The following is a 25,664-nucleotide window of genomic DNA, read 5'->3' on the forward strand; positions in this document are numbered from 1 at the left end:
ACGTTATCGAATTGGATAGAGAGGCAGTCACTTATGAGTCATGAATTTTCATTTAGCATAAAAAGCATACGTTTTGATGAGAACTATCAACCAGCGCAAAACACCCGCGCCACCACAAACTTCGCCAACCTTGCTCGTGGTGAGAACCGTGTGCAAAACCTGCGCAACACCTTAAACATGATAAATCATCGATTCAATGCACTTGCCCATTGGGATAACCCAACCTGTGATCGCTACCATGTTGAGCTGGATATTATTTCAGTCGACATGCAGCATCAAAGCTGTGATGCATCCTTTCCATCAATTGAAGTGTTGCAAACCAATATTGTCGATAGTAAAACCGGTCAGCGTCATCAAGGCATTGTTGGCAATAACTTTTCTTCTTATGTGCGCGACTATGATTTTAGCATCCGCTTAGCCGAATATAATAAAGATAAAACGCAATTTAGCGTGCCTGACGACTTTGGTGAGCTTCACGCAACTGATTTTCAAAGCCTTTGTCAGTTCAGAGCCTTATAACCATCACTTCAACAAACGCCCAGTGATTTGCCTAAGCGTATCTGAAAATAAAATCTATCGCCGTACGACCAACCAACACCCGGTGCTCGGCTCTGAATATGAACCAAATGAATCCTCACTGACAGAGCAATATTTCAAAAAAATGGGGCTTCAAGTGCGTTACTTCATGCCGCCACAATGCCGCGCACCACTTGCTTTTTTCTTTTTTGGCGATCTTTTAAATGATTACACGAATCTCGAACTCATTAGCACCATTAGCACAATGGAAACGTTTCAAAAGATTTATCGACCAGAAATTTATAACGCAAATGCAAGTGCTGGAGAGAATTATCAACCCAGCTTAACGAATAATAATCACTCATTCACACAAATTGTCTATGACCGCGAAGAGCGCAGCCGCCTCGCCGTCGAACAAGGCCAATTTGCGCAAGAACACTTTATTAAGCCCTATTACGCCAGTCTCAAACAAGGATATGATGATGAAAACACTTTTACCAACCTCCACCGCTGGCAGTCTTCCGAAACCGTCATGGCTTGCTGAGCCTGAAACACTCTGGTCACCGTGGAAACTTGAAGCGCAGGAACTTGCACAAGGTAAACAAGATGCCCTACGAATTGCCCTGCAAGAACAAGCACATGCTGGCGTCGATATTGTCAGTGATGGTGAACAAACCCGCCAACATTTTGTCACCACCTTTATTGAAAATTTAAACGGTGTTGATTTTGAAAATCGCAAAACCGTGACAATTCGTAACCGTTATGAAGCCAGTGTGCCTGTGGTTGTGGGCCCTGTGAGCCGTAAAAAACCCGTCTTTGTTGAGGATGCCAAATTTTTACGCCAGCAAACCACTCAACCGATCAAATGGGCACTACCTGGCCCCATGACTATGATTGATACGCTCGCTGATGAGCACTACGGCAGCCGTGAGAAATTAGCTTGGGAATTTGCCAAAATCTTAAATCAAGAAGCCAAAGAATTAGAGGCCGCTGGTGTTGATATTATTCAATTTGACGAACCTGCGTTTAACGTCTTCTTTGATGATGTTAATGATTGGGGCATCGCTTGTTTGGAACGTGCCATTGAAGGTTTAAACTGTGAAACTGCGGTGCATATCTGTTACGGCTACGGCATCAAAGCCAACACAGACTGGAAAAAAACACTCGGCTCAGAATGGCGCCAATACGAAGCTGTTTTCCCGAAACTACAACAATCAAACATAGATATCATCTCATTAGAGTGTCATAACTCGCATGTACCTATTGAACTGTTGGAATTAATCCGCGGTAAAAAAGTAATGGTTGGTGCGATTGATGTGGCCACCAACACCATTGAAACCCCTGAAGAAATCGCCAATACATTACGCGAGGCCTTAAAATATGTGGATGCCGATAAGCTCTACCCATGTACCAATTGTGGCATGGCGCCGCTTTCTCGTGATGTCGCGTCTAAAAAACTCAAAGCCTTGAGCGACGGGGCAAAACTGGTACGTGATGAAATCGCAAGTTAACCTTCTCGCTCGTTAATAGCTCGAACCCACCAACATAGCTTGTGGATTGCCCCTCGTTTCCACCAGCTATGTTTCACCTTTTCTTGAATAACTCGGAGCGCCTTATGAGCCCAACCCATCCACATCTTAATACGCGTTTATGGACCTTAGCGGGAACCATGCTCACCTTATTCTCGCTAGGTTCAATTTATACTTGGAGTTTATTCAACGCGCCCTTATCAACTCGGCTTGACACTAGTGTTGAACACGTTGCCTTTTGCTTTGGGATCTTAAGCCTCTGTTTAGCTTTTGCGTCACTACTTTCAAGTAAGCTGCAAACACTATTTGGCGTACGTAAAGTGACCATAGCCGTTGGTCTTATGTTAGGAATAAGCCTTGTTTTGATCCCACATGTGACACACCTTTGGATGCTGTATATCACTGCGGGTTTATTTGTGGGTTGCGCTGTAGGCATCGGTTATTTGATGAGCTTATCAAACTGCGTCAAATTATTTCCCGAGCATAAAGGTCTGGTGAGTGCCTGCGCTATTGGTGCTTACGGTTTAGGCAGTCTTGGCTTTAAATATATTAATCTTTATCTTTTAACCCACAGCACACTCACAATAACCTTTGATGTTTGGGGTGGCCTTGTCGCAGGCTTGATACTTATTGCAGGTCTAATGATGCATGATGCGCCGACTCAAAAACAAAGCAGTCAAGACACAGGCGCACAAAGTGTAGTAAAACAAAACTCTCGCGATTTTTCACTCGCCGAGGCAATGAAATTAAGCCAATTTTGGATGCTCGCCTTTGTATTCTTAACCTTGTGTATGTCAGGATTGTATATTATTGGTGTAGCACAAGATCTTGGTCATCGCTATGTCCATCTTAGCGTGAGTGCTGCAGCGAGTGCTGTGGCTGTGATTGCATTGGCTAATTTGAGTGGACGCTTCATGCTGGGCATTTTATCGGACAAATTTGCACGCATTCTCGTGGTGAATCTTGCAGTTTTAATTTGCCTTGCAGGGGTACTGGCGCTGCGTTTTTTCGAACTGAATGCTCTCAATTTTTATATAGCCGTTGCCTGTGTGGCTTTTAGCTTTGGCGGCGCGATCACTGTGTTTCCCTCGCTTGTCAGTGATTTTTTTGGCCTTAATAATTTAACTAAAAATTATGGCGCGATTTACTTAGGCTATGGGATTGGTAGTTTGGCAGGCTCGGTCATTGCCTCATTATTTGGCGGCTTTATCGCTGTGTTTGCGGTGATGTTAGTCCTGCTTGTGGTTTCATCTGTGATTTGCTGCGTCATTAAAAAACCGAGTGATGATAGCGCTCAAGATGCTCATGAGTTAACAGCTTAACTTAATTGTGCGTAAAACTTAAAATCCCCTATTGGCACTTTCGCTGATGGGGGATTTGGGGGGTAAGAGTGAACTAAACAGCCTTATCACTTCCTTGACACCACTGACTCGCAAGTTCAAAACCTTGAGATTCTAGATAAGATTTTACCTACTTCAAACGTTTTGGATCTTGTTCAACACAAAACTATCTTCACCTTAGTCAGAATAGCAAGAAGCGCCCAATCAAGCAAAGCACCTGACTGAAAGCTTACTTACCTCAAACCACCTTAAATCTAGCTCAACCCTCTAAGCAAACGATAAAATAGCAAGCCACAACTAGAAAAATAAAAAATACAACCCACTGTTACTTAAGTGTTTTTTATCATAAAAATAAAAAGCAAACGTATAAATCATAAAAATTAGATAGACTTGTTATTTATGCATTGTATAATCACGCTCCGTTTGCCTATCCCTTTCCAATTAAGGGTCTTTAAAACCTCTTTTAAATAAAAAGATACAAACGGAATCACCATGTCAGCTGATCAAAATTATAGCCTCACCCCAGTGCCGCCAAGTGCGCGCAAAAGTGCCCTCTCTCTTAGCCTTGTTATGCTCGGCTTAACCTTTTTCTCTGCCAGCATGTGGACAGGCGGTACCCTTGGCACAGGCCTTAGCTTGCATGATTTTTTCATTGCAGTGCTTTTCGGCAACTTATTGCTTGGCGTTTATACCTCATTCTTAGGCTATATCGGCGCAGATACTGGCCTTTCTACGCATCTGTTAGCGCGTTTTTCGTTTGGCATCCGTGGCTCATGGCTTCCTTCTGTACTTCTGGGTGGCACTCAAGTCGGCTGGTTTGGCGTCGGCGTTGCTATGTTTGCTCTGCCCGTACAAAAAGCAACCGGTATCGACTTAAATATCCTAATTTTAGTCGCAGGGCTTTTGATGACAGCAACCGTCTATTTTGGCATTTCTGCGCTTATGGTGCTCTCTGCCATTGCCGTGCCTGCAATTGCACTGCTTGGTGGTTATTCAGTTTATCAATCCATTACAGGTGCTGGCGGCTTAGGTTCAATTGCTCAAATCGCGCCAAGCAAGCCCATTTCACTTGAGATGGCATTTACCCTTGTGGTGGGATCTTTTATTAGCGCCGGCACACTGACTGCTGATTTTGTACGATTTGGTAAAAAGCCAAAAACTGCAGTGCTGATCACCATGGTCGCTTTCTTTATTGGTAACTCTTTGATGTTTATCTTTGGGGCTGCGGGCGCAAAAGTCACAGGGCAAGCTGATATCTCAGAGGTGATGATGGCGCAAGGTTTACTATTGCCTGCCATTATTGTTTTGGGGTTAAATATTTGGACAACCAACGACAACGCTTTGTATGCATCTGGCCTTGGGTTCTCCAACATTACAGGCATCGATAGTAAAAAACTTGCAATAGCAAATGGTATTGTAGGCACCTTATTTGCTCTATGGCTTTATAATAACTTTGTCGGCTGGCTTACCTTTTTATCTCTGGCAATTCCGCCTATTGGTGGCGTGATCATCGCTGATTATTGCCTTCGCCGAAAAGCCTACCAAGATTTCGCCAACGCACATTTTGAAGATATCAACTGGGCTGCTATTTTGAGTGTCGCCATTGGGGTAGCAGCTGGACAGTTTTTACCAGGAATTGTGCCAATTAACGCCGTACTTGGTGGTATCATTAGCTTTATTATTTTACACCGCTTACCAATGTTTTCAGCGACGGCTAAACCTTCTGCGCTTTAAGGAAATTCAATGACAAGCTTTACTAAAATTATCAATGCCAAACGTCAAGATCATGACGGCTTGTGGCAGTTCGACATCCAAGACGGCAAGTTTTCTCACATCAGCTTGCAAGATGGCGCCCTCACCGCAGCAGATGACACCTGTTTGGATGCGCAGCAAAAGCTCATTCACACCCCATTTATGGAGCCGCACATTCACCTTGATACCACTCAAACCGCAGGTGATCCAAGCTGGAATATCTCTGGCACCTTATTTGAGGGGATCGAGCGTTGGGCTGAGCGTAAACAAAAGCTTAGCATTGACGATGTAAAAACTCGCGCCAAGCAAACCATCTCATGGCAAATTGCTAATGGCGTGCAAGCGGTACGTACTCATGTTGATGTGTCAGATCCAAGCCTTGTTGCGCTCAAAGCCATGCTTGAAGTGAAAGCAGAGATGAAAGATTACATCGACTTGCAAATTGTGGCGTTTCCGCAAGAAGGGATCTTATCTTACCCAAACGGCAAAGCGATTTTAGAAGAAGCCGTTAAGCTGGGCGCAGATGTGATTGGCGCCATCCCTCATTTTGAGTTTACCCGTGAATATGGCATTGAATCACTACATTATGTGTTTGAATTGGCGCAAAAATACGATTGCTTGATTGATGTGCATTGCGATGAAATTGATGATGAGCAGTCGCGCTTTGTTGAAACCCTAGCAGCGCTTGCACATAAATATCAAATGGGCTCAAAAGTAACCGCTAGCCACACCACGGCAATGGGTTCTTATAATGGCGCTTATGCCTCGCGTTTGTTCCGCCTATTACGTATGAGTGACATTAACTTTGTTGCCAATCCACTCGTGAATATTCACCTGCAAGGTCGTTTTGATGATTACCCGAAACGTCGTGGCATGACCCGCGTTAAAGAGATGCTTGGTCGTGGTATCAATGTTTGTTTTGGTCATGATGATGTGTTTGACCCTTGGTATCCACTGGGCACTGCGAATATGCTACAAGTACTGCACATGGGACTGCATGTGAGTCAATGTATGGGCTATGAGCAAATCAATGAGTCGCTCAATTTAATTAGTAAAAACTCAGCTAAGACCCTATCACTACATGATAAATATCAACTTGCTGAAGGCTGTGATGCGAACTTTATTTTACTTGATGCGCAAAATGGGTTTGATGCGGTGCGCCGTCAAGCTGCGGTTTTATATTCTGTGCGTGGCGGTAAGGTGCTAGCACAGACTCAGCCTGCCCAAACTCAAGTAAACCTTGCGCAAAGCCAAGTGGTGGATTTTACTCGCCGATAAGCTTTAAAGTAAGATTTCTAAGCGATAAACAGAACAAAACCGCTAATCTGTATGAATTGGCGGTTTTTATTTTAATTCACCTATGATCACATTCGCCGTGAAGAAATGGTGAGAAAACCATGATGCTAAAATGATAGGACTATGGCTTACTTCTCATTAGAACTATGCAAAAATGCTGCGCCTCGCACACCTGATGAATCCCCATGCACATTCTTCACAACCTTGGTTTGAACCACTTTGGTAAAGGTATAGTGATTGAGGTAGGCTTGCACTTTTGGATAAATCGCATCCACATTAGACATCCCACCGCCTAAAACAATTACTTCTGGATCCACAAAATTAACCACGCTCGCTAAAACCCGCGCTAATTGGTCGCAGTAAAGGTCAAAATGGGCAATTGCTTCTGGGTTTCCTTGCGCCATCAAGTTGACGATTTCTTTTGAATTTGAAGGGTAATAACGCTCGCTAAATGTACGTGCAAAGCCCGTTCCTGAAACAAAAGTCTCAATACAATTTTGAGAACCGCAATAGCAAGTTGTTGCTGGCCCATCTTTTTCGATGGAATAATGAGGCAACGGGTTATGACCGAGCTCACCACCGAGCTTATTGAGCCCTGTAACCAATGCATTGTTAACAATCAAACCAGAACCGCACCCTGTACCAATGATCACAGCAACGCAGGAGTGTTTTGCATCTTTTGCTGCGCCATCTTTAAATTCTGAAAGGGCTAAACAATCAGCATCGTTAGCAATTGCCACAGGCACATCGATTTGTTTTTGAATATCACCGATAAAATCCTGTCCATTTAGTACGGTGACGTTCGCACCTTGCATCAAACCGTCATTACCGACTGAGCGGCAACACCCAATGCCAATCGATTCAATATTGCCATAGCTTTGCATTTCATCAATAGGTCAGATGCTGTTAAATTGTGTCAATCACACTCTATTTACCCATCAATACCGGCTGGAAAAAAGGAGGACAATAAAAGTTCGAAACGTTTTCACTTCCAAAGTTCATTTTTATCGTGGCGACCAGAGGCCAAGTGTGATAATAAAAATTGAAACTTAGGCTCTATCAACGTTGCTATCCCAAGAAAGTGTGACAACAAAATTCGAAACACACCTTTGGACAGAAACGTTTTAGGATGATTGGACTAAACCATTTCTATCAGGTTAGGAAAAGTATGTTGAAGATTTGAACGTTTGTATGCGATTGGCTCACGACAATAAACTTTAGTTATTACTTATATTGATATATGCAACTTTGCTTACTATTTGTTAATTCGGTCATTTATGACTGGGAAGCAACTTAAATCAATTAGGAGAATACAAGCATATGGCTGTGAAACATACACCAACAGGAGTCGTACATAAGGGCATTAAAGGCGGAAATACTGGCTGTGGTACTGATACCAAGAAACATTCAGATCATTGGCAAAATTCACATGAACGTATTACGTGTGATAAAAATGGTTGTAAAAACTAGCCGATATTCACACCTAACATCTTGAACCAGTGCTTTGGGGCATTATTAGTGCCCTTTTTGATCTTGTCGCATAACGCCTTGTTAAATGACTTATGCAACGGTTACTACTTTAATTAATTGCTTTTCTATAGATTCTGCTAACTTATCGGCATCATTGGCATTATCAATTAACTCAAGACGTTCTTTTGATACAGTTTTACGCCTATTTCTCTCAGCGATACGGAAGCAAACTGTAAAATACTTCGATATCTCATCAGCAAGCGCCTTATCAAAATAAAACACCGCATTCTTGGACGGATAATAGAATTTACTTACACTTGATATCTCCGCAGAATCCCACTCCTTTGTCATATGCATTTTGAGTTCAAGGAACGCATCACAAGTGAAAATAAATAATGCATAAAGATGAAACAGGCAAAGTCTCTCAACCTTGCCTTTAATCCCTAATTTCTAAAAATTCGCTCTAAGCCACATACCATCCATCAGCTAATGCTTCAGTTTGCTCTAAAATAAGCTTAATGGCTTCATCTGGTGGGCATTTTCGTAACATCAAGGCGCAAACTAATTACAATCAACAAGGGGTTGATAGTTCAAATTTTAAAAATCATAGCTATTTTTTAGCCAATGAATTGATAATTAAACTAAGTACGATGAAAACAATACTGACAACAACAACTCCAGACCATTGATATATTGCAAATGCTTTCACACCTACCACAGAACCCACAGCCCCACCTAAATAATAGCCCAACATATAAATACCATTGATACGACTTTGTGCGCTTGGATCAATACTAAAAACACGGACTTGGTTGGCAACCTGAGCACTGAAGATCGCAAAATCAATTAAGATAATTCCTAGAATTAGTGCCCATACATTACCAATAAAGACACCTGTGACTGCAAAACCGACCGCGGCTAATATCAGAACCATCATCACTAATTTTCTTGAGCCAAGAGCATTAACCCATTTTCCCGATGATTTGGCTCCAATCACGCCTGCCAATGCTATAACACCGAATAACCCTGCTTGTTGAGCATTATAGTTAAAGGGGGCATCACTCACATATAAAGCTAACGTAGCCCACAACACATTAAATGCGGCAAACCAACAAGCACCTGAGAGTGAATATATGCGTAATGATTTATGCTGCAAAAATAGTAACAAAGAACTCTTTAACAATGCCCCGTAACCTAGAGTGGTTTGAGGTTTATTTGTTGGCAAAAAGACACGTAATAAAATACCAAACGTAGCCGCCAATAACGCAGACATAATAAATACACCGCGCCATCCAAAATGTTCCCCAACAAAGCCACTTAAAGTACGTGATAATAAGATACCTAAAGTTAAGCCCATCATTAAAGTGCCTAATGTTGCCCCTTTTTGCTCATGAGTCACCATTGAAGCTGCAAATGGAATTAATTGCTGAGTGATATTTGCACTGACGCCAATCAAAAAGACTGCTAATAACAATAATGGAAAACTCGGTGTGATCACCGCCACGACACTAGCAACCACTAGAAGGCACGATAAGATACCGATTAAACGTCGGCGCGGAACAGAATCCCCAAGAGGCGAAATGAACAGTAAAGCGAAGGCATAACCAAATTGTGTTAAAGAAGGGACACCACCCAGTTGCGAGTGGTTTAAATCAAATTCTTGCGCTATCAAAGGCAATATGGGCTGGTTGTAATACAAATTTGCCGCAGTTGCCGCAATCGCCGTTGTCATCAACAATAAAATAAATCGGCTTAATGTTGGTGAAGATTCAGAATGACTCATCATAAACTCCTTTAAAAATAATAAGTACATTCTAAAACTTACGGATGAATAACAAAAATGATAAGCTTTTATTGAATCTATATCAAAACGGTATAGATAATCTTTCATGGAAGAGATCATCATTAAAGCGAGCCAATCATGGATATCAAACAGTTAAAAAGTTTCATCAGTGTGGCGAAACATCAAAGCTTTTCCGATGCGGCCAAACAATTGCATACGGTGCAGCCTGCAATCAGCCGCCATATTTCGGCACTTGAAAGTGAACTTGGGGTGATGCTTTTTCAGCGCAATTCCAGAGACGTTACTATTACCCAAGCCGGTGAGCAGTTACTCAAAGATGCCTCGGCGATTTTAGCGTTAACCGAGCAGGCGAAAACGCAGGTCAAACGTGCTCATAGCGGACAACTTGGCACACTTAATATTGCGCATTTAAGTTCTGCCTGCTTGGCTTTTATGGCAAAGCTCGTTCGCTTGTATAAAGCGGAATTTCCCCACGTGCACATTACCTTGTTTGAGATGACGGCAACAGAGCAAATCGAAGCGCTGAAAAAAGATCAAATTGATATTTCGTTTTCTCGTCCTTTACCTAATGCCATTGCTGATGATTATTTCAAACATGATATTTACATTGATAAACTGGTTGCAATCGTCAATGAAAACCACCCATTGGCATCACTACCCTCCATTAATATCAGTCAATTAAAGAATGAGCCGTTCATTATTTTTAATCGTGATGAAGCTATGGGATTGTTTGATGAAACCATTATTTTATGCAAGCAGGCTGGATTTTCGCCCAACATCATTAGTCAGCCTAGACACATGCAAACCTTAGTGACAGAAGTTGCAGCAGGATTAGGCGTTGCCATTGCGCCATATTGTCTTCGAAAATTGTATAGTGATGGTTGCCATTTTATTGAAATAGAAAAAACTAACTCCAATATTCCCGTGCAACTTCAATATAAACAATCGAATCAAAGTGCGACTACTCGTGCTTTTGTAGACATAGCCTTAAATACCAGAGAAGAAATCCAACGCCTCATGGCAGATTAATTAGTTTCCAACACAGTGACTGTAAGAAGGGAAGTGAAAAGCTGAACTTAACAGCGGCAGGCTGAAAGTTACAGCAAAAGTCTAACAACTTACACACCAAAGGCTAGGTAACTTTGTCTAGCTTGTTGATTCAACATTGAGCCTATTTCCGAGGCTCCCACCTCTCTCAATCCCATTGATAGCGGAATCAATACACATAAAGCATAGATTCAATAGTTTTTTATCATTTTTGTTATTCATGTGGACGCTTTATTATTTCTCTTCAATTACTCGCCTCTCTTTTTAATCAACTTTTGGCATTGTTTTAGGTATTGCTATGAAAGATTTAAGTGTTTTAGGCCGCTACACCTTATTGTGTATTGCCTGTTTAACCATCATGGTCGGGGCTGTAGTTGCTCCGGGATTGATCAGTTTATCCGATGCCCTCGGTGTGGAGGATAACTCAGTTTTATTAATGACGTTGCCCGCATTAGGCGCTGTCATTTTTGCTCCTGCAGCAGGCAAACTTATCGACAAATTTGGGGCTTACCCTTCTTTGATCTGTGGTCTGTTTCTTTACGGATTATTAGGAGTCACCGTCTATTGGTTGCATGGCCCAGTAGCAGTATTTATTAACCGCATTTTATTAGGTGGGATCACTTCGGTAGTAATGGCCGGTTGTACTGTTTTGATTTCACAGTGGTATTTTAGCAAAGAGCGCTTAAGCATGATTGCTAAACAAGGCATGGCCATTGAATTGGGTGGGGTGATTTTCTTATTCATTGGTGGCATTTTAGCCACTCAGCACTGGGCATTGCCTTTGTCTTTATATTTAATTGCTTGGGTCTTTTTAATCATGCTAGTGCTTTTTGTACCACGTACACATCCAGCAGAGCCTATTGTAGATACTCAAAGCCAACATAATGAAACAACACAAGGGTTCACATTAAAAGGTATTTATTTAGTCGCAGTACTGTCGATGGTGACCTTCTTTACCGCCATTGTTTCGTTACCCAAAACTATGAATGGGCAAAGTTATACCGAAGACCAAGTAGGCTTTTTATTAGCTTTTATCTCATTAGTCGCTGTCGTGGCAGCTCACTTTATGCCTAAACTAACCAACGCTATGAGCGAATCAAAAATACTGATAGTAGCATTTCTTTGTTATGCCATCGCTAGTCTATGTTTTACCCAAGCCAGCACTTCGGTTTTGGTGATGGGGGCAGTTTTTAATGGGGCAGGATTTGGTTTTAGTATTCCTTTACTGAATCACATGACCGTTGAACGTAGCGCAGCGAATGTCCGTGGACGTAATTTATCTTACTTTACGATGTCAGTATTTTCAGGCCAGTTCCTTACGTCATTTATTGAATACATTCCAGGTGAAACGAGTCATGTATTTCTCAGCTCACTCATTGTATGTATCTTAGTGATCGTTGGTTTATTTCTTCAGTCTAAGAAACAAGAACCCAAGCAAGATATTCACAACTTATAAGTCCAAGAAATGCCAAATATTAACTAATTCACTTTGGTAATCTAACCTAGATGTTCTGAGCCCATTTTGCGAATTAAGCGTAAAAACTCATTGAACTCATCATTTGTCAAACATTCGAAAAGTTGGCATTCGATATCGGTAATATGCGTTTTTACTTTTTTCAGCTCAACTTCTCCTAATGGTGTTATGTGTAACATCTTGATCTTTTTGTTGTATTCAGATTTGGAAGTGGTGAGATAACCATGCTCGACCAAGTTATCCACCATACGTTTCGTGGCGCTGCGTTCATTTTTAACAATGTCTGCCAGCTGCTGCTGATTGAGCGGACTATTTTCCTGTACCGCAGCAAGGTATCTCGACATTTCCAGAGTCATCAATTGCTGTTTGACTAATTCAGCGGCGACACGATTGCGAAAAAGACGGTGGATTGCACCACAAAGAAACATTGGTTGACGTTCAATTTTTTCGTTAAGGAGAGTTTTCATCGTTAGGCTTCTTATCGTTGATTTTATAATGAGACAAATAGCCTCCTATGCTAATTCTTTATAGTATATAACATAAAAAAATGTTGCAGATACAACATTTATCGCAATATAATAATTTTGTTGCAGATACAACAAATATTCTGTGCCATGTTTGTTAGTGAGCAGAAAATAAAGATTAATTTAAGTCGGATTCGCAGTGTTAAACCACCGCGCTTCTGCACATGGTTACTCTCACCCTAGACCAGTGATGCTCTTAGGCCCGTGATGAGATAACCGCCTTTGGAAACTCACGCTACCGATTATCATTCACGCTACCGATTATCATTTATAATAAAGGTGTCTATATGTATTCCCTTAATCGTTTAAGGTTACCCTTGTGTTTGCTCCTATCTTTTGTACTTTTTGGGTGTAATGACCCGAGTTCAGAAGCTAGGCCAGCGATGGCTCCTCTTCATGTTGATGTGCTTAATTTAGAGCCGACAACATTAAGATTAACTAATGAACTGCCTGGCCGTATTGCCGCTTATAATCAAGCCGAAGTGAGACCGCAAGTTACTGGTATATTAAAAAGTCGCTTATATACCGAAGGCTCACTGGTTAAAAAAGGCGATGTGTTATATCAGATCGATCCAATTACCTACCAATCAAATGTAAACAGTGCCAAAGCACAACTAAAAAAAGCCATTGCCACTCGTGATACTGCCAAAAAAAGCGAAGTTCGCTATAAAGAATTGCTAAGAAAAAAACTGACTAGTCAACAAGACTACGATGATGCAGAAGCGGCTTATCTAGAAGCACAAGCCAATGTTGCGGTCTACCAAGCAGCACTGGATTATGCCAATATCGAGTTATCTTACACGCAAATTAAAGCTCCAATCTCAGGGCAAGCCGGCATTTCTACCGTTTCTGAAGGATCATTATTAATTGCCGAGCAATCTTCTTATTTAACCACCATTACTCAAACCGACAATGTCTATATCGATATGCAGCAGTCTTCTGTCGAAATTTATAAAATCAAACAAGATTTTTCCAATTTACTCAAAGATGGTGCCGTGATCCCCGTTACCGTTACCCTAGAAGACGGTAGCGCCTACGACCAAGTAGGTCATTTAGAATTTTCCAATACTCTCGTTTCAGACTCTACAGGGACCATCACATTGCGCGCCATTATTCCTAACCCAAACCGAGCACTATTGCCTGGGATGTACGTGCGTGCCCATATTTCGATGCCAGAAGCACGTGAGTACTTAGTTGTTCCTCAGTCGGCGGTAGTCAGAAGCCAATCTGGAGCCCCTTCTGTCTTTGTTGTCAATTCCGACAATAAAACAGAGAAAAAAGCCGTAGTATTAGGCAATGAAGTGGACAATGGTTGGATTGTTAAAGAAGGTCTAAGCCAAGGGGACCACGTCGTTATCAGCAACATCATTAATATGAAAAATGATATCGATGTTATCGTTGATAGCCAAACCAGCTCTACCACCTCAACGACAAACACGACGCCCCAAACTGAAAGCAATAAGGGGTAAGTGATGTCTTTATCTAACTTTTTTATTAAAAGACCCATCTTTGCGTGGGTGATTGCGATTGTGATCATGCTGTCTGGTATTGCGGCCATCATCACACTGCCGATCGCACAATACCCAAGCATTGCCCCACCGTCGGTCAAGATTTCTACCTCATATACAGGGGCCTCAGCTAAAGATATTGAAGACAGTGTCACTCAGGTTATTGAACAAGGGATGACCGGACTAGATAATTTATTGTACATGACCTCAACCAGTGATTCTTCTGGTAGTGCCAGTACCACGCTGACCTTTAGTGCTGATACTGACCCTGACATTGCTCAAGTTCAGGTACAAAACAGCTTACAGCAAGTCTCTAGTAACCTACCGACTGCGGTTCAAAACCAAGGGGTCTCGGTAACAAAAAGCACCTCTGGCTTTATGTCAGTGATTAACCTTTATTCTCCAGATGGCAGTTTAAGTGCTGGCGATATCCAAGATTACGCAAATTCAAATTTGAAAGACGTCATCAGCCGTGTCAATGGCGTGGGTGATGTCACCATTTTTGGCCCTTCTTATGCGATGCGTATTTGGTTAGATCCGGCCAAATTAAACAGCTACAAGTTAACACCAGTCGATGTCTCAAGTGCCGTGTCTGTGCAAAATAGTCAGGTCACTGTTGGGCAAGTGGGCGGTACACCTGCGCTCGATTCACAGCTAATCAATGCTACCATTACCGCGCAAAGCTTATTAACTACGGTCGATGAATTTAAAAACATCTTAATTAAAGTCGAAAGCGATGGCTCGCAAGTTTTATTAAAAGATGTTGCTCGTGTTGAATTAGCCAGTGAAAGCTCTTCGGTTCTACCTTCTTACATGGGGCACGATGCCTCTGGTATTGCGATTACTTTAGCCGCTGGTGCCAACTCATTAGATACGCAAAACGCCGTGGATGCGAAATTAGCGGAGCTATCAAAAAGCTTCCCTGAAGGCTTATCTATGGTAAAAACCACGGATAATAACCGCTTTATTCGTATTTCGATCACCGAGGTGGTTAAAACACTTTTTGAAGCCATCGTCTTGGTTTTCTTTGTGATGCTGCTGTTTTTACAAAACTGGCGTGCTACCTTGATTCCAACCATTGCAGTTCCAGTCGTGTTATTGGGTACTTTTGGCGTCATGTCGGTGCTGGGGTTCTCAATCAACACCTTAACCATGTTTGGCTTAGTATTGGCAATCGGATTGTTGGTGGATGATGCTATCGTGGTGGTTGAGAACGTTGAACGTTTGATACATGAGGAGAAACTCTCTCCCTTAGAAGCCACCAAAAAATCAATGGGACAAATCACCAGTGCCTTAGTTGGGATCACTATGGTGTTGTCAGTGGTGTTTATTCCTATGGCCTTCATGTCAGGCTCAACCGGGGTGATTTACAAACAGTTTTCACTTACGATTGTCTCTGCCATGATCTTGTCCGTCATTGTGGCTTTGGTCTTAACGCCAGTGCTGTGTGCCACATTATTAAAAGCAAATGATGAGGTTTCTTCTCACGGCTTTTTTGGCTGGTTTAACCGCACATTTGACCGCTTATTAGGTAAATATCGTCATTCTGTTAAGGTGGTATTACAACGCCCATTACGTTTTATCGGTATCTACGTTCTGCTATTTTTAGGCACTGCCTATTTATATCATTCATTACCGAGCTCATTCTTACCAACTGAAGACCAAGGTGACTTTGTAGTGATGGTGACAGCCCCAACCGGCACGACAATAAAAGCTACTCAAGAAGTCATGTTGGATGTGAAAGATTACTTTGAAGAAAATGAAAAAGATACCGTCGATCATGTCTTCAGTGTCGCTGGATTTAACTTCTCTGGCTCTGGTCAAAATGCCGGTATGGCGTTTATTGGTTTGAAAGATTGGTCGGAGCGAACCGGTGAAGGGATGGATGTAGACTCCATTATTAGCCGTGTCACTCAGCACTTTAGCGGCTATAAGAATGCGCAAATATTTGCCTTTAATAACCCAGCAATTCGTGAACTGGGTAACGCCACCGGCTTCGATTTCTATTTGGAAGACATGACGGGAGTCGGCCATGAGAAATTAATTGAAATTCGTAATCAAATTCTCGCTAAAGCAGCACAAAGTCCGATCTTACAAAAGACTCGTCCTAATGGTTTAGAAGATACAGCCCAGCTGTTCTTGGATATCGATTATGCCAAAGCTAAAGTCTATGGCGTGGATATTGATAACATCAACCAAACGCTTTCGATTGCTTGGGCCTCGTCGTATGTCAATGACTTCATCGATCATGGTCGCTCGAAAAAAGTCTACATCCAAGCTGACGCAGCTTACCGTATGACACCTGAAGATCTGAATTTATGGTATGTTCGTAATGATCAAGATGAAATGGTGCCAATATCCGCTTTCAGTACCTCGTACTGGGGACAAGGTTCTCCACAGCTACAACGTTATAACGGTAACTCTGCGGTTGAAATTGTTGGGGAAGCAGCACCCGGTTACAGTACCGGTGAAGCGATGGATGAAATCAATAGAATTGCCGCCGAAGTATCCAGTGATGTGCAAGTCAGCTGGACCGGCATGTCTTATCAAGAAATTGAAGCCGGTAACCAAGCACCTATCTTGTATGCGATTTCGGTTCTGATGGTTTTCCTCTGCTTAGCCGTTTTATACGAAAGCTGGAATATTCCACTTGCGATCATTTTAGTGGTTCCTCTCGGGATATTAGGGGCATTAATCGCCATAATGTTGCGTGGTCTTGAAAACGATGTCTACTTCCAAGTAGGGGTATTAACGACCATTGGTTTAACCGCGAAAAATGCGATTTTAATCATTGAGTTTGCAAAAGAGCTCTACGATAAGGGAATGGATCTCTTAGATGCCACCATTCAAGCGTGTGAAATGCGTTTGCGTCCTATCATTATGACATCTCTTGCCTTTGGGCTTGGTGTTCTACCGCTGGTGTTAAGTACTGGTGCTGGTGCCAATGCTCGAAATGCAATCGGTACTTCGGTGATCGGTGGGATTGTTTTTGCCACTTTGTTGGTGATCTATTTTGCTCCTTTATTCTTTGTCTTGATATGCAAATGGTTCCGTACTGTTCGAAAAGTCCAAGATAATCAATAATTGATTAAGTACATAGTAATGCAGCTCTAAATAAAAAAGTACGTAATAATGAGTCTAAAATGGCTCATTATCACTCTTTACTCACTTTCAAAGGATAGAAAATGACGAACTACCGAACTTCTCATATTGGAACATTATTATTAGTGATCGCGGCTACCGCCTTATTCTCTGTGGCCGTGATGATATTTGGTGCTCATTTAGATTTATGGGAACCTATCGTGGGCTTTGGTTATATTCGAAATTACCTCAACCCTATTGGCTTAACTGTATTAGCTTTGAGTACTTTAGGGATAATTTTTCAGCTTGTTACTCGTAATCATGTTGGCATGATTAAATCTACAACTGCAGCCTTGATAGGATTAGGGCTCATTACCCCGATGCTCTATGGCAAGATTATCCCCTCTAAGCGAGCACCTGCGATTCATGATATTACTACCGACACAACTCACCCACCTGAATTTTTAGTGTTAAATGATACTCGTGCAGGGGCCAAAAACTCTTTGATTTATGCAGGAGAAGAAGTCGCAACTATTCAAAAAAGAGCCTACCCATATATACAGCCCATTTTCTCTGATCTTACTGCTATTGATGCATACCAAAAAGCACTTCGTATCGCTAAAGATAAAGGATGGGATATTGTCGCAGAAGATCAAAATGAATTACGATTTGAAGCAAGTGCACAGACTGTATTTTTTGCTTTCATAGACGATGTCGTCGTTAAAATAACACCAATAAACAACACAAGTCGTATTGATATCCGTAGTATATCTCGCATCGGCCGTAGTGATCGCGGGGTAAATGCAGCAAGAATCGTAGCATTTGAAGAAAGCTTTAACCGATAAACTGTTTCACACTCAGGTTTTATTACGAAATGATAAAACCTGAAAGCTCTCAGCTTGCTATCAATTGCTAAGTTGAGCAACGCAAGTTGCATCAAATTATTCTCAATTTCTAATCTGGTTCTGATCCGCCAAATTTCCTCAAGCCGAAAAGTTTTTTGACGCCACTACGCTTCGTTTTGTTGAAAACCACCATGATGACCTCCTTTTTGATTGGTCATCACGATTGTCGTTGGAAGGGTTTGGAACAATGCCAAGTTTCGAATTCACTTATGTTCGAGACTAATAGATTAATTTTTAGTTATTCATGAACTACATATATTCATTTTGATCGCCAAGCTTATCACTTCATACATTCTCGGGTAAATTACACAATGTAACTCCTGCCACAGACAGTCCTCCCGCTAAAATCAAAATATTTGTCATTTCTTCGCCAAGAAACAAGCTTCCAGTTAATACTCCTGTAACAGGTGCGAGCGCTAAGAACACTCCTGCTTTGGTGGCACCAATGGATTCGACCCCCATGTAGTACCAAACGTACGCTAATGCTGAACCCAAAACGCCCAAATAGGCGAGACTAAACAGGTCATTGACACTTATAGTTCGAATTAGTGCTGCATTAAATTGCCCCGTCAGTATGGTGATTGACAGGAGCATTACCGTACCTGTTATTACGGAGTAAACAATGGTAAAAAACGAGCCGATACTTTGTATCAGGCGTTTACCTAATAAAGTAAATACAACCCAACTCAAAACACATCCGAGAATATATAAGTCTCCGACATTTGCAGTCATAATGTCATTTAATGAGGACGATTTAGTAACAATGACGAGCACTGCACCACTCAAGCTTAATATTATACCTATTATTTTATTTTTAGTGAGTTTCTCCTGATAGATGCACACGGACGCTATTGCGATAATTGCAGGGCTTAATGTCATAATTAATGAAGCTCGCGATGCGCTTACCGTTTGCAAACCCGAGAAAAAAAACAGGTTATATGCGAACACACCGCAAGTACCGAGAATGAACAATATGGCTCCTTCCTCCCACGTTACCTTTACAAACCCTTTACCACTCACTATCAAAAACAAGCATAAAATCAAGCTTGCAATAACAAATCGAATTGTAGCTGACAACAAAGGTGTAATTTCCGGATTAAGCATTCGTCCAGCAACGAGTGTCCCCCCCCATATCATCGCGACAAACGCTAATTGTAAACAACTGATCAGTGAAGACCGTGTTTGCATTTCGAGTAATTTGTCATTAGGACTGTTATCATAATTTTTTGTACGATTGTTCATAATATCCATCCACATTCATGATCTAAACATCATTCATTTTTGATATGATAATTCACATGTATCCTCACAAGGAAATGAGCTTTAACTCATAACTCTTTATGACTTTTTCCCAACTCAATATCTTTTCGATTCTTGCTAACTGTTCAAGTTTTACTAGCGCATCTCAACAACTTAATATTTCACAGTCAGGGGTCTCTCATGCGATAAAAACATTGGAGGATGAATTAGGTGTTAAGCTATTTTTACGCAACCAGAATCGCATAGAGCTTACCTACGTAGGAATGCGGTTACTGGAGCGAGCACGTGCTATATTGAGTCTTGAGGCAACAATGCGTCAAGAAGCAACAGGTGTGAAACAGATGAAGCAAGGGACTGTCAAAATTGGGGCTTTTGAGTCTGGTTCAATCATTCATATTCTGCCAAATATTTTAGAGGCGTATCGAAAGAAGTACCCAAACATTGATATCTTTGTTGAAGAAGGGGCGAATAAGCAAATTCATCAGTGGCTCATTGAGCGTCGTATCGATATCGGTATTATGCAGCTACCTCAACCCGAGTACGATTCATTCCATTTATTAACAGACAAATTAGTCGCTCTTGTACCCAAACAGCATCCGTTAGCCAAAGGGTCGGAAGTGTGTCTCAAAGCACTATGTAAAGAACCTATGGTATTAGTTGACGTAGGCTTCCCCGAACTTATCACTCAACTATTAAGTTCTCAGAATCTCAAGCCTCAAATTCAATATCACACGTCCCAATTGATTAGTGCGCTTGATATTGTTGCTAGAGAGGAGGCCGTATCTATTGTTGCTACCTCAGATTTACCCAAATCAATGATGATAGGTGTCACTGCAAAACCACTGGCGCCAACATTAAAACGACAGATAGGTATGGTTGTACTCAATAAACAATACACTAGCCCCGCTGTAAAAGCGCTCCTTACACTGACCCAAAAAATGAAGTTTGAATAGCCACCAATCCATTAGTCGCTTTGTCATATTACCAAAACTAAGCCAACCTAGTTATTGGTATGATAGTTTAAAGTATTCTCTGGCACGTTTTTGGACAGAAACGTTTTAGGTGTGTTGCTCTAAACCATTTCGTTCTGATTAGAAAAAGTATCTTAAAACCTTAAACGTCGTTTGTTATGTTTTATTTTCAAGATTATGCTGGATCTTCAAGTACACATTCACACACTCTTCAACCAAATTCTGCTTACTATGCTGAATAACTAAAAGATAAATTATGTGGATCAGTATCGTTGCACCGATATGCCTTTGAAGCTCTGCATTAACATTTTCAACACTAGGTAACGCAGTAGCAGATGCATATAATAATAAATTTCTTTTGTTAGCAGTGTCTTTAATATATTGAAATATTGAAGTAATTTCTCTTTCGGACGCAACTGAACGTACTTCGTGTAGGTAATTTTTAGCATTACCTGAAGCATCCACATTAACCTGATTAAGTGGAGGGTCTGGTTGTAAAACAAAATCACCGATCTGTACCTGAGTCCTAAGTATATCTCGCCCATTATTGTTATCGACAACTAGCTGATATGGAACTTCACTTAACTTTAATGCAACGCCTAACAGAGTTAAAAATGGGTACAAGCCCCCTTTATGCTTATGATCATGCATTTTTAGTTCACTAGAACGAAGATACCTTTTACTTTTCAGAGCAAGAAATAGAGCTGTTGCAGCCTCTTCTTCAGCAGTGATAGCTAAAAATGCAGCCACTTCAGGCATTGTTCCCGCAAGTTCAAAGGAACGCTCGATATAGCGAATACTCGACTTTGCAGCGAAACCTGAATGCCCCTTTGTAACCGATGACATTTCAAACACTTTCTTCTGAAAATCATTTAACCCCATAAAATCCTCTTAAACATAACGCTTATTAGGCGACAAATAATCGTCTTTCATCCTTCGATGATCCAGTCTTTTTTATATTAACTCAACTGATAATCAATAAGTTATGCCACATCAAGGAAAGTTAGACTGTAAGATGTCGCCTAATAACGGGAATGATAGGTTATCAACTCAATCAAATAAGTTTTAGTAAGGTAAACGCACGTCATCTGCATTGCCTTAGGTATTTAGTCTAAATGGCTTTGGGGCAAAAACGTGTTTCAGATGATTGGTTTAAAGTGTGATTGGTTTAAAGGTGTTCGCCCCGTGAAGGTTCGGGGCAGAAGTGCGTTGCAGTTATTAAATGGGGAAGTGCTTTTCCTCATACTCTTCAACCATTGCCGCTAGCCTTTCTAGCTCTTCGCCTTCAGGAGTGCTAGGTTCGGCCACATCAAACAGTGATTCAATTCGCTTTAACGCGGCCTTGTAATCACTTTCAGAGATTTCAAGGCCCAACTCATCCAATGTTACCTCGGCTAGATCATCACTATGCGCAGTAAGGGGTGTCATCCCCTCTAGCAGTTCTTTTTCAGACAACCGTTTTTTGCTCATAGTACGCCTTTCCATTCAAAATGAGATTAGATTATTTATAGCATACTGAGTTATTCGTTATAGCGTATCCGCCCCATAACCCCCACATTTTAATTGCCCAGAGAGAATAATAAGATCAAATCTTCAACCATAAGGAGATTTGATATGACAAAACGACACACTGACCAAGAATGGCAAATGCTTATCGAGCAATCAGAATCAAGTTCATTGTCAAAGCTTGCATTTTGCAAGCTCAATGGCCTAATCCTCTACGACTACATGGCCAAGTACATGAAGGAGCTAGCAAAAGCAGACCCAAATATCGATGCACTCTTACCTTGGAACTTCAAGCACTAACAATATCGCCCAGTGAGTTCATGGGGCGGATACCACTTATCACCGAATCAGATAGTGCCTAAATTGCTTGATAAAGGCGTCTGGATAGCGTCTGAAAGTTCGTTTTATCGCGTAATAAAATCACATAAATTATTAACATATCGAGAAAAAGCAAAGCCAAACAGACAAGTAAAAAAACCAAAAGCACTCAAAGCAACACAGCCAAACGAAATTTACACATGGGACATCACTTATTTACCGACCACTGTCAAAGGGCAGTTTTTATACTTGTATTTAGTGATGGATATTTTTATCCGGAAGATTGTGGGTTGGCAGGTTCACGACACACAATTGAGCGAACTTGCCGCTGATTTAATGACAGATATCTGTTATCGAGAGCAAATAAAACCAGCACAAGTAACCCTGCATTCGGATAATGGCAGCCCAATGAAAGGCGCTACGCTATTGGCTACATTACAGGGGTTAAGGATTGTACCGTCATTTAGTCGACCGTCAGTGAGTAATGATAACCCATATTCTGAGTCGTTATTTAAGACATTAAAATATCGACCGGAATACCCAGAAAAAGCCTTTGAAAGTATAAGTGCAGCAAGAGCATGGGTGAGCGGGTTTGTCGATTGGTATAATAATGAACACCTGCACATCGTGACGCCAAATCAACGCCATTTAAGTCTAGATAAAGCAATCTTAGCTAAGCGCCAGCGTGTAAATGAAGCGGCTAGAATGAATCACCCAAACCGCTGGTCAGGAAAATCAAGAGACTGGTCATTGATTGACGAAGTAAATTTAAGCCCAGAAAAAAAAAGAAGAAATGTGGGCGGCATAAAATTTAACTTGAGGCGACAACTAGCTTGAAAAACTCCGGTCTTGCTGGAGCAGATCAGAAGAAGCGAGTTTACCCGCTTCAGACATGAAAAATTAGTACAAATTAAAGCCTAGTTTTTATCATAGACTCGAGTTTTTTCTGATCGATAGCAAAATTACGGATGCCTTCCGCTAACTTTTCAACAGCCATCGCATCTTGATTATGCTCCCATAAGAACTCAGAATGAGTCATAGCAGCAATCTGTTCCCTATCACTTTGAGAAACATTTAATTTATTACTCACTTCTCCATTCGTGGCTTCAAGCTCTGCTAAAAGTGAAGGTGCAATGGTCAACCGGTCACAACCAGCAAGTTCAAGTACTTCATCTATACCTAATCAACTTGAAGTTGCAGGTTTCAGAACCTGAAAATTGTCGTTAATTCGAGTCGTAAGCGAGCCTGCAACTTTTGGTAAAGTCACATCAAAAAATCTATTTATTGCATCCCTAAAGGATGCCTTTGTCGGGAAGTAAATATTATTTCTGGCATGCTCATGCATAACCTTCCACAATCGTTCTATTGGATTTAAATTTGGACTGTAAGGGGGTAAATAATGAAGCTCGATATTAAGCATCCGAGCAAAATCTTTTACCAACTGACTTCGGTGATATCCTGCACCGTCGAGAATAATGTGGATCTTCTTCTCTAATGGGTAATGCTCTTTTTTCAATTTCCAAAAGAAACGAACAATGTTTTCACTATTAATCGTTTCATAACTCTCTGTCACTGTGGCAGCAATATCAGTTAAATTTAGTGCGCCAACATAGTTCAATCGGGTGCGACTACCTGTGGTTTCAATCACTTTATCTTCACCTTTACGAATCCAACCGTAAGTGATTTTGGTCGCTTGGCTTGGATGCACAGCATCCATAAATAAAATGGGCTCATTGAATTGCTTCAGCTCTTGATAATGCTGAATAAAAGCCTCTTGAGCTTGAGGGTTAAGTTTGTGTGGAACACCTTTTGGCTGCTTATAAGAAAAACCATTATGGTGTAGCCATTTATTCATTCCAGCAACAGTGTATGTTACTTGGAACTGAGTCTGGACGTAGTCAACAATCTGGTAAGTGTGAAAATACGTACTTTGAGAAAGATGCTCAATCAATGCCATAGTTTCAGCGTCATTGAGCGCAGCCAAAAACATAGCAATGTAGTGACCAAATTCACTCAACCACTACACCCCCATATATTACAAGGAAACTGGAAGCCTCATAGAGAGTGCCATCTACAACCTGACTTGTTACTTATCTGGGATATTGATCTAGAGAGTAATGAGCTAATTCTTGTTCGCTGTGGATCTCATGCTGAATTATTTGGTTAACCACTTTCCTTTATGCCTAATTACACACTGTCATCAGGTTTGCTTCTTTTCTTTGTTGTATCCAACTTCTTTTTCTTCTTATCGAAATGAAGCCAAACAACCAAGGCGAGGGCTAATAAATGAAACAAGATAAAAACAGATGCTCCCCACCAGTTAATACCCGAACTTTCAGAAGCTGCATTGAGTAAAATACTTGCAGAACCTCCAGTGATCGCTGCTGTACTCATAGAACTCTCCTTAATACCCAAATGAAAATGGCACCACCATCATAATTAACAAATCATGATTTGAAAATAACTTGTGCCATTTGTTCTAGAGGTTGGTTAGTTTAATTTTTCTCTCGGAGCTTTCTAAAATATCAACCATTTGCCATTACAAAAAGCAGGATATAATACTGGACATAAACACAGTAATATTCTAGATTAAATGAAGAAACTTTAGACGACTGAAGGTTAGGTGTGCATTAACACAGTTTGATGTGCACCACCGAAGTTAAGAAAAGTAAGAAAAGCAGTTGGGATAGGAAGGCGGCAACCTCCCTACCCCGTACCGGCTGCACCAAGTTTAAGCGAGCCCAGCCGATGGCTTGATTCTAACGAATTCCATTGGTGAGGGATAGATCTATTTAACGATCCTAAATCAAGGGAGGCCAACATGGCTCATATTCGTATCCGCCCAAACGGACGCATCCAGTTCGATCTTCATTTGTACGGCCAACGCTTTCGCGAAGGCACCAAGCAAATGGCGACCCCAAAAAATTTAAGGCTTGCTCGAGCCACCCTCAAACAAATGAATGCCGAGATTGCCCTTGGCACCTTTCAATATCGTGACTACTTTCCTGAGAGTAAAAAAGTCACACTATTTGAACAATTGCAACGAGACAAATACCCCGACCATCTTTATCCTTTTTTTAATGACTTTGCCCAACAATGGTATGACCGCCAAAAAGGGAATTGGAAGCCCAGCTATCAAGGGACCGTCAAAAACACACTTGATCGCTATCTCATCCCGCATTTTGGTAACACCTTGGTCTCCGAAGTCACTCTGGCGCAAGTAGAGTACTTTCGTCAATCATTGCAAGCTGCACGCAAGCCCAATGGCGAGCCCACACTCACTAACAAACGACTATGGTGTCAATAACTAATTTTTAGCAAAATTTTCATCCCACATGGAGCCATCTCTTATCATCGAATTTA

General features: G+C 41.3%; 21 protein-coding genes and 6 pseudogenes. 16 read left to right on the forward strand and 11 right to left on the reverse strand.

Going from position 1 to position 25,664, the window contains the following annotated elements:
• Nucleotides 1-33 precede the first annotated feature (33 nt).
• The 5 genes and pseudogenes from ACN0T8_RS10365 to ACN0T8_RS10385 all read left to right on the forward strand — a co-directional run bounded on the left by ACN0T8_RS10365 (nucleotide 34) and on the right by ACN0T8_RS10385 (nucleotide 6,415).
• Nucleotides 34-1,060: pseudogene (locus ACN0T8_RS10365) on the forward strand (putative oxygenase MesX).
• Nucleotides 999-2,027, forward strand: coding sequence for a methionine synthase (locus tag ACN0T8_RS10370; protein ID WP_417880547.1), 1,029 nt, complete (start codon nucleotides 999-1,001; stop codon nucleotides 2,025-2,027). Before ACN0T8_RS10365 ends, ACN0T8_RS10370 begins: the two are co-directional and overlap by 62 nt.
• Before the next feature lie 104 nt (nucleotides 2,028-2,131).
• Nucleotides 2,132-3,367: an OFA family MFS transporter gene (locus ACN0T8_RS10375; RefSeq protein ID WP_417880548.1), complete on the forward strand. Its 1,236-nt coding sequence runs from the start codon at nucleotides 2,132-2,134 to the stop codon at nucleotides 3,365-3,367.
• Between the two features lie 510 nt (nucleotides 3,368-3,877).
• Nucleotides 3,878-5,119 (forward strand): cytosine permease, encoded by a 1,242-nt coding sequence (gene codB, locus ACN0T8_RS10380; protein WP_417880549.1) that lies wholly within the window; start codon nucleotides 3,878-3,880, stop codon nucleotides 5,117-5,119.
• Nucleotides 5,120-5,128: 9 nt separating this feature from the next.
• Nucleotides 5,129-6,415, forward strand: coding sequence for a cytosine deaminase (locus tag ACN0T8_RS10385; protein ID WP_417880550.1), 1,287 nt, complete (start codon nucleotides 5,129-5,131; stop codon nucleotides 6,413-6,415).
• Nucleotides 6,416-6,561: 146 nt separating this feature from the next.
• Here ACN0T8_RS10385 and ACN0T8_RS10390 read toward each other — a convergent pair whose 3' ends face one another.
• Nucleotides 6,562-7,317 (reverse strand): ROK family protein, encoded by a 756-nt coding sequence (locus ACN0T8_RS10390; protein WP_417880551.1) that lies wholly within the window; start codon nucleotides 7,315-7,317, stop codon nucleotides 6,562-6,564.
• A 436-nt stretch (nucleotides 7,318-7,753) separates the two neighbouring features.
• Here ACN0T8_RS10390 and ACN0T8_RS10395 point away from each other — a divergent pair, with 436 nt between their 5' ends.
• Nucleotides 7,754-7,903 (forward strand): hypothetical protein, encoded by a 150-nt coding sequence (locus tag ACN0T8_RS10395; RefSeq protein WP_417880552.1) that lies wholly within the window; start codon nucleotides 7,754-7,756, stop codon nucleotides 7,901-7,903.
• Nucleotides 7,904-7,993: 90 nt separating this feature from the next.
• On the opposite strand, the gene ACN0T8_RS10400 is transcribed toward ACN0T8_RS10395, so the two are convergent.
• Both ACN0T8_RS10400 and ACN0T8_RS10405 read right to left on the reverse strand, forming a co-directional pair.
• Nucleotides 7,994-8,260, reverse strand: coding sequence for a hypothetical protein (locus tag ACN0T8_RS10400; protein ID WP_417880553.1), 267 nt, complete (start codon nucleotides 8,258-8,260; stop codon nucleotides 7,994-7,996).
• A 253-nt stretch (nucleotides 8,261-8,513) separates the two neighbouring features.
• Nucleotides 8,514-9,809, reverse strand: coding sequence for an MFS transporter (locus ACN0T8_RS10405; RefSeq protein ID WP_417880554.1), 1,296 nt, complete (start codon nucleotides 9,807-9,809; stop codon nucleotides 8,514-8,516).
• A gap of 15 nt (nucleotides 9,810-9,824) precedes the next feature.
• Here ACN0T8_RS10405 and ACN0T8_RS10410 point away from each other — a divergent pair, with 15 nt between their 5' ends.
• Together ACN0T8_RS10410 and ACN0T8_RS10415 are read left to right on the forward strand one after the other, a co-directional pair.
• On the forward strand, nucleotides 9,825-10,736 hold the full coding sequence (locus ACN0T8_RS10410; protein ID WP_417880555.1) for a LysR family transcriptional regulator: 912 nt from the start codon (nucleotides 9,825-9,827) through the stop codon (nucleotides 10,734-10,736).
• A 316-nt stretch (nucleotides 10,737-11,052) separates the two neighbouring features.
• Entirely contained in the window at nucleotides 11,053-12,210 is a 1,158-nt protein-coding gene (locus ACN0T8_RS10415; protein WP_417880556.1) for an MFS transporter, read from the forward strand.
• 41 nt (nucleotides 12,211-12,251) lie between these two features.
• Here the strand turns inward: ACN0T8_RS10415 and ACN0T8_RS10420 are convergent, their stop codons facing one another.
• Nucleotides 12,252-12,695, reverse strand: coding sequence for a MarR family winged helix-turn-helix transcriptional regulator (locus ACN0T8_RS10420; RefSeq protein ID WP_417880557.1), 444 nt, complete (start codon nucleotides 12,693-12,695; stop codon nucleotides 12,252-12,254).
• Nucleotides 12,696-13,039: 344 nt separating this feature from the next.
• On the opposite strand from ACN0T8_RS10420, the gene ACN0T8_RS10425 reads away from it, so the two are divergent.
• The 3 genes from ACN0T8_RS10425 (at nucleotide 13,040) to ACN0T8_RS10435 (ending at nucleotide 18,186) form a co-directional block, all read left to right on the forward strand.
• Entirely contained in the window at nucleotides 13,040-14,221 is a 1,182-nt protein-coding gene (locus ACN0T8_RS10425; protein WP_417880558.1) for an efflux RND transporter periplasmic adaptor subunit, read from the forward strand.
• A 3-nt stretch (nucleotides 14,222-14,224) separates the two neighbouring features.
• Entirely contained in the window at nucleotides 14,225-17,344 is a 3,120-nt protein-coding gene (locus ACN0T8_RS10430; RefSeq protein WP_417880559.1) for an efflux RND transporter permease subunit, read from the forward strand.
• Nucleotides 17,345-17,445: 101 nt separating this feature from the next.
• On the forward strand, nucleotides 17,446-18,186 hold the full coding sequence (locus ACN0T8_RS10435) for a DUF1499 domain-containing protein (protein WP_417880560.1): 741 nt from the start codon (nucleotides 17,446-17,448) through the stop codon (nucleotides 18,184-18,186).
• 44 nt (nucleotides 18,187-18,230) lie between these two features.
• Here ACN0T8_RS10435 and ACN0T8_RS10440 read toward each other — a convergent pair.
• Together ACN0T8_RS10440 and ACN0T8_RS10445 are read right to left on the reverse strand one after the other, a co-directional pair.
• Nucleotides 18,231-18,379, reverse strand: a pseudogene (locus tag ACN0T8_RS10440) (integrase); the annotation flags it as partial.
• A 152-nt stretch (nucleotides 18,380-18,531) separates the two neighbouring features.
• A complete protein-coding gene (locus ACN0T8_RS10445; RefSeq protein WP_417880561.1) occupies nucleotides 18,532-19,488 on the reverse strand; it encodes a DMT family transporter in 957 nt (318 codons plus the stop codon).
• 98 nt (nucleotides 19,489-19,586) lie between these two features.
• Here ACN0T8_RS10445 and ACN0T8_RS10450 point away from each other — a divergent pair, with 98 nt between their 5' ends.
• Nucleotides 19,587-20,459 carry a LysR family transcriptional regulator gene (locus tag ACN0T8_RS10450; protein WP_417880562.1) on the forward strand — a complete coding sequence of 291 codons (873 nt, stop codon included), beginning with the start codon at nucleotides 19,587-19,589 and terminating at the stop codon, nucleotides 20,457-20,459.
• Nucleotides 20,460-20,633: 174 nt separating this feature from the next.
• Here ACN0T8_RS10450 and ACN0T8_RS10455 read toward each other — a convergent pair whose 3' ends face one another.
• Together ACN0T8_RS10455 and ACN0T8_RS10460 are read right to left on the reverse strand one after the other, a co-directional pair.
• Nucleotides 20,634-21,359, reverse strand: coding sequence for a hypothetical protein (locus tag ACN0T8_RS10455; RefSeq protein ID WP_417880563.1), 726 nt, complete (start codon nucleotides 21,357-21,359; stop codon nucleotides 20,634-20,636).
• A 336-nt stretch (nucleotides 21,360-21,695) separates the two neighbouring features.
• A complete protein-coding gene (locus ACN0T8_RS10460) occupies nucleotides 21,696-21,947 on the reverse strand; it encodes a hypothetical protein (RefSeq protein WP_417880564.1) in 252 nt (83 codons plus the stop codon).
• A 144-nt stretch (nucleotides 21,948-22,091) separates the two neighbouring features.
• Between ACN0T8_RS10460 and ACN0T8_RS10465 the strand changes: the two genes are divergently transcribed.
• Both ACN0T8_RS10465 and ACN0T8_RS10470 read left to right on the forward strand, forming a co-directional pair.
• Nucleotides 22,092-22,283 carry a transposase domain-containing protein gene (locus tag ACN0T8_RS10465; RefSeq protein WP_417880575.1) on the forward strand — a complete coding sequence of 64 codons (192 nt, stop codon included), beginning with the start codon at nucleotides 22,092-22,094 and terminating at the stop codon, nucleotides 22,281-22,283.
• A 33-nt stretch (nucleotides 22,284-22,316) separates the two neighbouring features.
• Nucleotides 22,317-23,138 (forward strand): annotated as a pseudogene (locus ACN0T8_RS10470) (transposase); the annotation flags it as partial.
• 73 nt (nucleotides 23,139-23,211) lie between these two features.
• Here ACN0T8_RS10470 and ACN0T8_RS10475 read toward each other — a convergent pair.
• Nucleotides 23,212-23,478, reverse strand: a pseudogene (locus ACN0T8_RS10475) (transaldolase family protein); the annotation flags it as partial.
• Between the two features lie 6 nt (nucleotides 23,479-23,484).
• A pseudogene (locus tag ACN0T8_RS10480) lies at nucleotides 23,485-24,276 on the reverse strand (IS630 family transposase); the annotation flags it as partial.
• Between ACN0T8_RS10480 and ACN0T8_RS10485 the strand changes: the two are divergent.
• The gene (locus tag ACN0T8_RS10485; RefSeq protein ID WP_417880565.1) at nucleotides 24,241-24,468 is read left to right on the forward strand and encodes a type II toxin-antitoxin system YafQ family toxin; all 228 of its coding nucleotides are present in this window, start codon (nucleotides 24,241-24,243) and stop codon (nucleotides 24,466-24,468) included. The pseudogene ACN0T8_RS10480 and the gene ACN0T8_RS10485 sit on opposite strands and share 36 nt — an antisense overlap.
• A 20-nt stretch (nucleotides 24,469-24,488) precedes the next feature.
• On the opposite strand, the gene ACN0T8_RS10490 is transcribed toward ACN0T8_RS10485, so the two are convergent.
• Nucleotides 24,489-24,695, reverse strand: coding sequence for a hypothetical protein (locus tag ACN0T8_RS10490; protein WP_417880566.1), 207 nt, complete (start codon nucleotides 24,693-24,695; stop codon nucleotides 24,489-24,491).
• A 427-nt stretch (nucleotides 24,696-25,122) separates the two neighbouring features.
• Here ACN0T8_RS10490 and ACN0T8_RS10495 point away from each other — a divergent pair.
• Nucleotides 25,123-25,596, forward strand: a pseudogene (locus ACN0T8_RS10495) (Arm DNA-binding domain-containing protein); the annotation flags it as partial.
• Nucleotides 25,597-25,664: the final 68 nt, after the last annotated feature.

This window comes from Vibrio sp., from assembly GCF_048266485.1.
Lineage (GTDB): Bacteria > Pseudomonadota > Gammaproteobacteria > Enterobacterales > Vibrionaceae > Vibrio.